The 8,755-nt window shown below is 38.2% G+C and carries 8 protein-coding genes and 1 pseudogene; 5 read left to right on the top strand and 4 right to left on the bottom strand.

Annotated features, from left to right (window positions below; genetic code table 11):
• Nucleotides 1-394: 394 nt before the first annotated feature.
• The 4 genes from H6G08_RS36465 to H6G08_RS36450 all read right to left on the bottom strand — a co-directional run bounded on the left by H6G08_RS36465 (nucleotide 395) and on the right by H6G08_RS36450 (nucleotide 5,515).
• Nucleotides 395-3,742, bottom strand: a complete 3,348-nt coding sequence (locus H6G08_RS36465) for a CHAT domain-containing protein (protein WP_190552130.1) — start codon at nucleotides 3,740-3,742, stop codon at nucleotides 395-397.
• Between the two features lie 213 nt (nucleotides 3,743-3,955).
• On the bottom strand, nucleotides 3,956-4,237 hold the full coding sequence (locus H6G08_RS36460; protein WP_190552128.1) for a hypothetical protein: 282 nt from the start codon (nucleotides 4,235-4,237) through the stop codon (nucleotides 3,956-3,958).
• Between the two features lie 69 nt (nucleotides 4,238-4,306).
• Nucleotides 4,307-4,984, bottom strand: coding sequence for a glycerol-3-phosphate ABC transporter substrate-binding protein (locus H6G08_RS36455; protein ID WP_190552126.1), 678 nt, complete (start codon nucleotides 4,982-4,984; stop codon nucleotides 4,307-4,309).
• Nucleotides 4,985-5,131: 147 nt separating this feature from the next.
• Nucleotides 5,132-5,515 carry a hypothetical protein gene (locus H6G08_RS36450; protein ID WP_190552123.1) on the bottom strand — a complete coding sequence of 128 codons (384 nt, stop codon included), beginning with the start codon at nucleotides 5,513-5,515 and terminating at the stop codon, nucleotides 5,132-5,134.
• A 641-nt stretch (nucleotides 5,516-6,156) separates the two neighbouring features.
• Between H6G08_RS36450 and H6G08_RS36445 the strand changes: the two genes are divergently transcribed.
• The 5 genes and pseudogenes from H6G08_RS36445 to H6G08_RS36425 all read left to right on the top strand — a co-directional run.
• Nucleotides 6,157-6,579 carry a hypothetical protein gene (locus tag H6G08_RS36445; RefSeq protein WP_190552121.1) on the top strand — a complete coding sequence of 141 codons (423 nt, stop codon included), beginning with the start codon at nucleotides 6,157-6,159 and terminating at the stop codon, nucleotides 6,577-6,579.
• Nucleotides 6,580-6,611: 32 nt separating this feature from the next.
• Nucleotides 6,612-6,935, top strand: coding sequence for an XRE family transcriptional regulator (locus tag H6G08_RS36440; RefSeq protein ID WP_242046446.1), 324 nt, complete (start codon nucleotides 6,612-6,614; stop codon nucleotides 6,933-6,935).
• Between the two features lie 341 nt (nucleotides 6,936-7,276).
• Nucleotides 7,277-7,429, top strand: a complete 153-nt coding sequence (locus H6G08_RS36435; RefSeq protein WP_190552119.1) for a hypothetical protein — start codon at nucleotides 7,277-7,279, stop codon at nucleotides 7,427-7,429.
• A gap of 111 nt (nucleotides 7,430-7,540) precedes the next feature.
• Nucleotides 7,541-7,786 carry a hypothetical protein gene (locus H6G08_RS36430; protein ID WP_190552117.1) on the top strand — a complete coding sequence of 82 codons (246 nt, stop codon included), beginning with the start codon at nucleotides 7,541-7,543 and terminating at the stop codon, nucleotides 7,784-7,786.
• A 487-nt stretch (nucleotides 7,787-8,273) separates the two neighbouring features.
• Nucleotides 8,274-8,755, top strand: a pseudogene (locus tag H6G08_RS36425) (hypothetical protein); the annotation flags it as partial.

Genomic DNA, 8,755 nt, shown 5'->3' with positions numbered 1-8,755 from the left:
GTTATTACCCGAAACTTCAGAAACCTTTATCTACCTTGCTATGATCCGTATTATGGTGAGGCGGCTAGCATAAAATTTGACCCCTAAAAACTTTTCAAACACCCTCTAACTCCGAAAGAACAACCTTACCTGCTTCTACTTTAGGAGGAAAAGTAGAATTAGATTGCGAGACTCGCTTAAATTTCCTACGAACGGAAGAGTGCAGTGCAGGAGAAGGAGAAGAACCATTTCTCAATATACCCACAGAGCCTTTTCGCAGTCAACAAAACCCTAATCAGTCCACTTCTGACAATGATCCAAACCTATTAGATATATTCAAGATTAGGTTTTAAATTTTTGTAATTTTTCTGCGTTTTCCAAATTTTATATAATCAATCATTTTGGGATTTTACCTTTAATTTGCTTCTCCAATTAAGGTAAAAGCTGCCCAGTATTGAGGATTTGGATTTTTTTCCTTTGTTGCTAACATTGCATTTCGCAAAGCCGTAGCTTTATCATTATTTTTTAATTGTTGGTAAAATTCTTCCATCAAAAATCTTGTTTCAGCATCATCAACAGCCCATAAAGAAACGATAACACTGGGAACACCCGCAGAAATTAAAGAGCGAGACAACCCAATTACCCCATCACCAGAAATTTCTCCCCGTCCAGTATCACAAGCACTGAGAACAACTAATTCTGCATGTAAGGATGTTTTACTATTTGGTTGACCAAATAAATCAAAAATTTCACCAGCAGTTAAAAAGCCATCATTTTTAGCATCCGGTGCTAGAACAATTTTACTTTCCAAACCTTTAGTATCATTAAAATCTCCATGAGTTGCCAAATGAATTACCCGTGCATCAGGCATTTTTGCGACAATCGCGGATTCCGTTGCAGCGTTGTCAATAATTGCTTGAGTATTGTATAACTTGGCAATCGATTGAGCTTCCGATGTAGCATATTTTAAAGCACCGAATGGCTGAGGCATAGGGTTAGGATTACCCACAACCAAAGCCTCTTTTACATTACTTGATAATTTTTGACGTTGTTTTCTAGTTAAATCCAATACTTGAATTGATGGGGATGTCAGTATAGTGTGTTTCTCAATCAGGAATTTACCTTTTTTGTCTTGGAGAGCAGCAAAGGGAACCGAGAACAATTCTGCTTGAGGAATAAAAATAATTTTATCGGTTGCTTTGGCGGGTAAAAATTCAGCGATTGGTTCGATGAGAAGTTTGTGAAGTTCTTGCAGAGGTGCTTGCTTACTATCATCAACTTCCTTAATAGAACGTATTGTTGGTGTTGAACCAGGTGCAAATGTGGGATGCGTAACAGCAATCTCTTGTTTTTTCGCATCAAATGAAATCACTTCCCAAGGTTGTGCGGATGACGGATCGTCTTTAAAGCGAACTCTATCCCCTGGTTTAAATATCAGTTCTCCAGCGTTTCGGGAGGCTATATTGATAGATTTACGAAAAAGGGGAATGAGCGATGCGATCGTTGTATTTTGTTTTCTCAAATCAACTGATTTAAATTCAACTTCTCCGGTAGGTTTGACAACCCAAATATATAGTTGCGACTCAAGCCATTGTTTTTTTCCTTCAATTTTGAACTCTTCATCAATAATCGAGTATTCTACGAGAGTCGCATTTTGTTCTTTTGCAATTTGTTTTAGCTGGTTAATAGTAGTTTTTGGTTGAACCTGCGTTTGTTGTTTTTCGGCTAATAATTCTACAAATGCACGAGCGCGTCCCCGTTCCGATATTTCTAAAGCTTCTTCATACTGATTTTGGGTTATGTATGCTTGTTGTAAAACCTTGTATACATTTATTTGAGTGTCAATGATGGAAATTTTATCAGCATCTTTTAAACCCAGACGGAGAAGTTCTAAAGCATCAACCGATGCGCTTAGATTCTCTATGGCTTTTGCTCTTTCACCTGTTCGGAGATAAACGTACCCAATATTACTTAGGGAAGCTGCTTCTTTGTCTTTACTACCAAGTTTTTTGTTAATTATCAATGCTTGTTGGTAAAATTCCAACGCTTTAGGGTATTGTCCCCAACTGTCGTAAACTGACCCAATATTATGGAGAGTGGTTCCTTCACCTGGTTTATTGCTAATTTGTCGATATTTCTCCCTAGCTTGTTGGAAAAAATCCAAAGCCTTAGCATATTCTTCCGAACTTTCGTAAACTGACCCAATATTGTTGAGAGTAGTAGCTTCCCCCAAGCGATCGCCAATTTGTTTGCGAATATCTAAAGCTAGCTGAAAAAGCTTCAAAGCTTCAGCTTTTAGCTCCAAAATACTGGCAACTCCCGCCATGCTGTCAAGAGTATTCCCTTCTTCTATTTTATTACCAATTTCTCTATGAATATCTAAAGCTTGTTTGTAAAGCTTCAAAGCTTTAAGATGTTGTCCTAAACCGTCGTAAACTGAAGCAATATTACTGAGAGTAGTCCCTTCCCCTGCTCGATCGCCAACCTGTTTGCAAATTGCTAAAGCTTGTTGGTAAAAATCTAAAGCTTTGGAATATTGTCCCAAGCTATTGTAAACTGACCCAATACCATTGAGGGTAGGAACTTCTCCTAACTTATCTCTAACTTGTTTCTGAATCATCAAAGCTTGTTGGAAGAGTTCCAACGCTTTAGGGTATTCTCCTAATTTGCGGTAAACTACCCCAATGTTGTTTATAACCTTTCCTTTTTCATTCTTTTCGTCAATTTGTTCGAGAAGCACTAATCCTTTTTGTAAGAATTCCAATGATTGGGCACTTTCTCCTAAGACCTGGTAAACTGCTCCAATATTACTCAGAGCAATGCCTTCCTCTGCTTTTTTACCAAATTGTTTGTAAATTTCTCTCGCTTGCTGGTAGCATTCCAAAGCTTTAGAATACTCTCCTAAACTAAAGTAAACATTACCAATATTGCCTAATATAGAGCCTTCTGCTGCTTTGTCTTCAATTTGCCTATTTATAGCCACAACCTGTTGATAAAACTCTAATGCTTTGGTGTATTGTTGCAATTTATCGTAAAGTAACCCAGCATTATAAAGAATAGTTCTTTCTAGCTCTCGATCGCCAATTTGTTTACGAATTGCTAAAGCTTGCTGCATATACTCAACAGCTTTAGAAGATTGTGCTAAATCGTAGTATGATAAACTAATGTTGCTGAGTGTAGTTGCTTCCCCTGCTTTGTCACCGTTCTGTTTGCGAACCTGCAAGGCTTGCTGATAAAAGTCCAAGGCTTTTGTATATTGCTTTAAACTGCCGTAGAAAAACCCGATATCATTAAGATTTTTCCCTTCCAAAACTTTGTCACCCATTTGTTTGGAAACCGTTAAAGCTTGTTGAAAATACTTAAGCGCATCGGAATGTTTTTCCAAGTGCAGGTAAGTATGTCCAATCTTGTTTAAAATAGCGACTTCTGCGGCATCTATTTGATACTTCCTGGCAATAGTTAAAGTTTTTTGGAATATCTCCAATGCTTCTTGATATCTCTTCTTATTGTAATGTTCTACACCTAACTGAGACAGTTGTAATAATTCCTGGAGTTCTAGCTTCTGTTGTCTTTGTTCTTCCTCAGGTTGCGTTTGCGCGATAACTTGGTTAAGCTTCGCTAACGCAACTTCCCTACTCTCCGCAACAACCAACACAGGCAAAGTTAACGACAGCAGCAGAACAACAGCAAATTTACCAACAGAATTGATTCTGCTTTTACCAACGAAAGCGACAATACCCAAAGCCAATTTTTGAGAATGCATACAAAAAGTGACAATTATTGCAACTAAAATAAGTATTAATCTATAAGGAACTTATTCCTTACCGGCATAGAATTTCTTTATAATCTTCACATAGTAAGAAACTATGCACAGCTTACCAAATTCAGCGTGCATAGTTTAAATTACTTGTTCTCTACTAACTTTGCTTCCCAGGCTAAATTGCATCAAACAAGCTATTCTATAGGATCTTGTTATTTATTTAGCAGCAAATAACTCTACCCACTTGCGAGCAAACCAAGGCACCGCAGCAATACAAGCGGGGATAGTACCGGGTAAAATTATTTCTTGAATAACACCTTCAGCAATACAAATAGCAGTAGATGTTGTAATTCCACCTACAACATTTCCTGCTCCATTGGCAGCACCATCAACAAATTCTTGTTTAGGGTCAGCAAGTGCTGGAAATGCAAAATTGAATAAACAAACGCTGAAAATTAAGGAAAAGCAAATTAAGCGTTTGAGAATGTTTTTAACCATAGGTAAACTCCTGAATTATGTTTAATGCCAAGACAAGACAACAAACTTTCTTCCTTCTAATCAACGAGATTAATGTGATGTGCAATGACTAATACAATGACTCAAGCATACACGAGCAAAACCTAAATCTTCTTCGGTAAAGTGCCATAATGTTTCGGTCAGTTCTTCCTTGCAGACATCATTACTATTAACTGCAGTCAGTGTCAAACAACGCTTTTCATGGTCAGTCGTCTCAACCAAAATCTCTCCTTTTGCGATCGCAATTGCTTCTCGGTGCAAAATACTCAGACCAAACACATCTTCTAGACCAAAATTCTGTAACTTCATGGCAATTTCTTCAAGAAAATTAGAATTAGCCATCAGTGCTTGAACTGCTTCAATATTATCTGTTGTAGCGGTCGATTTGTACTGAAATTCTAAGGGTGAATAAGATATATTTTGTGCTAAGTTTTCACCACTAAACTCACTACTAAATTTCCAGAGGTATGGAATAATTGCTTCTTCATCAACCCCAGCAATAGGATTGATATATATCTTGTTATCACCAACACTTTCAATCAGACGTTCGTGAGGTAACAAATCAAAGTGTTTGTGCAGTAATGTTAACCCGATTTTTTGCTGCAATCCATGTTTGCAGATTACTGCTCCAAGTTCTCCTAATGTATTTTTATGTTGCGCGAGCGATTGTTTAGCATCAGAAAATTTGTTCAAGCTGTCAAAAATGCTTGGTTCGTAAGTCGTAAGCATGATATTTCCTTAAACTTCAATAGTTTAGTTGACTGTTGAGTTAATTACTTTTGCTTGATTTCTTTTCGGCTTAATTACTACAGTAGAGAAACTTTATTTAATTTACAAATCCAAAAACTCTCAATTTTTGGATGGAAAATTCTAGATTTAGTACCTATCTTCCAGCTTTCCTGATTGCAACTTTCTTTCAAATTTCCTAATTACCTTCATTCTTCCCCATAAAACCAATAATATTCTTTCCTGCTCCACAGAAAGTTCCAGACAGCGACAAAAAGCTTGCACAAAATCTTTCGGAGGGAAGCGAGTACTGCGTTGATTTGAATTGAAATAGCGTCTGAGCGACTCTAATTCAATAATATATTCTTGTTTTTGTAACAACTCATACAGTATATTAATACTAATTTGCTTGTATTCCAATACCTTCCGTAGAAAATCACTATATTGCCAATCAATATAAAATCCAATGTTTGCAAAAAGTTCATTTAATGAATCTGGCTCGGAACTATTCATCATCAGTAAATAAGCTTTCATAATTAATAATCTTCAGCAAAAACTAATTTCTGTACCTTAAAATTTAAGGTACTAAAAAACAAGCTGCGATCGCGCTGTGAAAGTTTTCACCTTCGTCTCTGTGATTATCTGGAGCGAAATAGAGACTTTATGCATTACAACCCGAAAATAGTAAATTATGAAATTTTATTTACTAATAAATCTTGATACAAATCAGCACATATGAGAAAAGCCAGAAACATTTAATTATCGGTAATTGATTACCTCTACTTAAACGAATCTGGGAAATTATCTTCAGCCGACGAACTCAGCCAGTTAAGCGTTTGGGCTTTTGTTCGATATGCAGAGTTAATGTTAAAAACTTAACTCCACTATGAGATTAATCTGGAAAGGTAATGTGGAATTATGCAGGTACAATGGTGAAAATTTTTACATGGTATTGATTTGTCGCATAATTCATATTGTGATTCTGCAACCCTCTAAATTCTACAGGTTGCCAATTTCCTAGCGATCGCATCGGTAGTGTTAAGGTTAATTTTCGGATCGCAGGACATTTATGGGTTGGGGTTTGAGTTTATTGTTGCAAGCGATCGCAGTACGTAAAAAGAATTAACAACTATAACTATTGCCTTTTTGGTTGCGTTTCGAGCGAGCGATCGCTAATGGTTGGAGCTTTGCGCTACCAAGAACATCGGAGCATTACCAAAATACATCAGCAACTTTGTTCACAGGGGGTATGTATTGGTGAGCATAGCGTCACTCACCTGCTCAATAGATATGATCAATTACTTGCAGCATGGTTAAATGATCAGTCTAGACTCAAATTAAAAAAGCATGTACGAGGAATATGCCAGATTGAGCACAGTGTAATTGATAGTGATGAGCCATTTACCCAAATAGTACATGGATATTGTTTAGCTGTACGTGGTTCCTTGACAAATGATGGCCGTCCACCATTGGATAGTTCTGGATTAAAACTACTGGAATGTTTGAGCTTGATTGAAGTAAAGTGGCTCAAAAAGGGGCTAGCACAGAGCAAAGGTGATAATTCCCGCTTTTTCCCTGATACTAATAGTTGCACTTGAATCTTGTTTTTGTCAACTTAAGATTGCATAATATGTCTAGCCAAGAACAGATAGAAGAGGTTGTGATGTTACCACTAACTGAAGTGGGATCTATTAGATGGACAAAGGAACGCGGGCAGAAAATGCGCTCATTGCGTGGTGATATGCCATTGGTAACTTTATCTAAAAAGCTTGCTGAATATGACGTAGATATGTCTCGGCAGTATTTAAACCGGATGGAAACCTTCACAGAAGTCAAAAGCGCTTCCCCAGAACTCGTTACTGGCTTATGTAAAGTATTTGGCTGTACCTTGGCTGAATTACTGTGTTTAACAGAAACCAAAATTGTGCAATTAGGGGTTGACAAATGTAACTAAAGGTTGCACTATATTGTTAGGGAGAGCAAGAAGAAGTCAGGAGTCAGGAGTCAGAATCAATCAGTTGGGGATTCAAACCTGCGACTGATTGAAAACCACCAATTTTTCAATTTGGTAGGAGTCTTAAAGCCGTTTATTCACCCTACGGATGACGCTCCTGCGTCGCTCTAAGCGTTGGCGCAGCCTCTCGCAGAGAAGGCTTTACGCTGCGCTAGCAGAGTTCCTTTAAGCGGGGGAACCCCACCAATGGACTGCCTCACTAGTCGCACATAATTCAAGCAAGAGAATTCTGGCTTCTGGCTCCTGACTCCTGAATTCTGTTTAGGTACCCACAAAACCCAATGCCACCGGGACTAGCAGCCGGAAGCCAAACTTGTAATGCTCAAGCCGCCGGAGATGATTCCGATGACCTAACTAAGTCTAAAAAATTGGTTATTTATCGCATATACGCCCGTAATCCAAAGATTTGTACAACTTCGCTGATTCTGTTGTGAGAGCGTTTTGTCATTTGCACAGCGCTCTTTTGTACATCAAAAACAAAGGCGATCGCCTGCCTGAGAAACATTGCGATCGCCTTTTACCCTTTTATCAAAGGAATATTTATTATGACCTACAAAACACCTGCACAGCAAGCAATTTTCGCTTCTTTCACCGTTGATGAGCAAACGATAACTCAAGCAGAACTAGAGCAGCACATCATACAACAGGGTGAGGTTGTAGCACCCGAAGAATTCACCGTTATTGAAATCAGCTGCTACGACTATGAACTTTACGTTGGCGACAAACTGATAGCCAGCATTACATATGACCATGACGACTTCGTGACCCAACGCTGGGTAGTTGTGATTTGAAACAAAAAATGAGATTTTCACTCATGATATGGTTCAAAAATGAGTATCCAGTTTATAGTTCATTTTTAGTATTCGAGTTTTTTTACTAATAATGATTATCGTGTTGGGGATAAAAAGACTGATACAAGAGACGTTTGTATCAATCCTTCGGCTTGATTATCATTATTATTCAGCTACGAGTTGAGGTTAGCGATCGCTCTGTTGTTGGGCGATCGCTAAGACCTGGAAATATTTGATTTTTACTCAGATATCTACTAAAACAAAACTTTTGAACCATAACATGGGTATTTGAACCATATTTTGAATTGAAAGTTTAAGTTAGACCAATTTTGTCAAGGATTTTTTGTGCAAGTTTTGTCCAATTGTGTTTTTTCAACTCATTCTTTAGTTATGCTTCAAAATTTCAACTCTATCTCATGATTTGATTCAAAGTTTGATGTTGTGATTGGTCAAAAAGCCTGAAATTGCGTTAACTCTTTTCTAATTTATGGTTCAAAATTTTTCTCATATTTTGATTCAAAGCATAGTAGTGAGTGTGAACTCAACCGAACAACATCGTGCAAACAGCTGGGCCAAGTGCCACAACCACATCGCTTGGCATTACAAGCAAGGCACACTGCCTGTGCAACAGCAGAAAGTTCCAGCCAATACAACTGGTAACGAAGTCATGGCACAAATTGCCTTGGAATGCGAAAAGTTTGGCTTTGAACTCCTCGATGACGGTATCTACAACAACGACAAAAAGCTAGGCTCGGCGGGATGCACTGATGGTCGCTGGTGGGTGAAAAGAGCCTCATCAGAGCATCAGCAGCAAGTGCCCTGTGATTCTGCATTCGATGCCGTGTGGTCATTGTCGATGGTTGAAGTATTGCCTAGTCTCGAAACCAGTTCTTGCGAGGAATTGTTGGATAAACCATTTGATCAACTGACGGCTGACGAGTGGCGAAGGCTGATGGAGTATCAAGTAGT

This window comes from Calothrix anomala FACHB-343, from assembly GCF_014696435.1.
Taxonomy (GTDB): domain Bacteria; phylum Cyanobacteriota; class Cyanobacteriia; order Cyanobacteriales; family Nostocaceae; genus Aulosira; species Aulosira anomala_A.
Note: the sequence above shows the minus strand (reverse complement) of the source record. Positions and strands in the feature narration are given on the sequence as shown.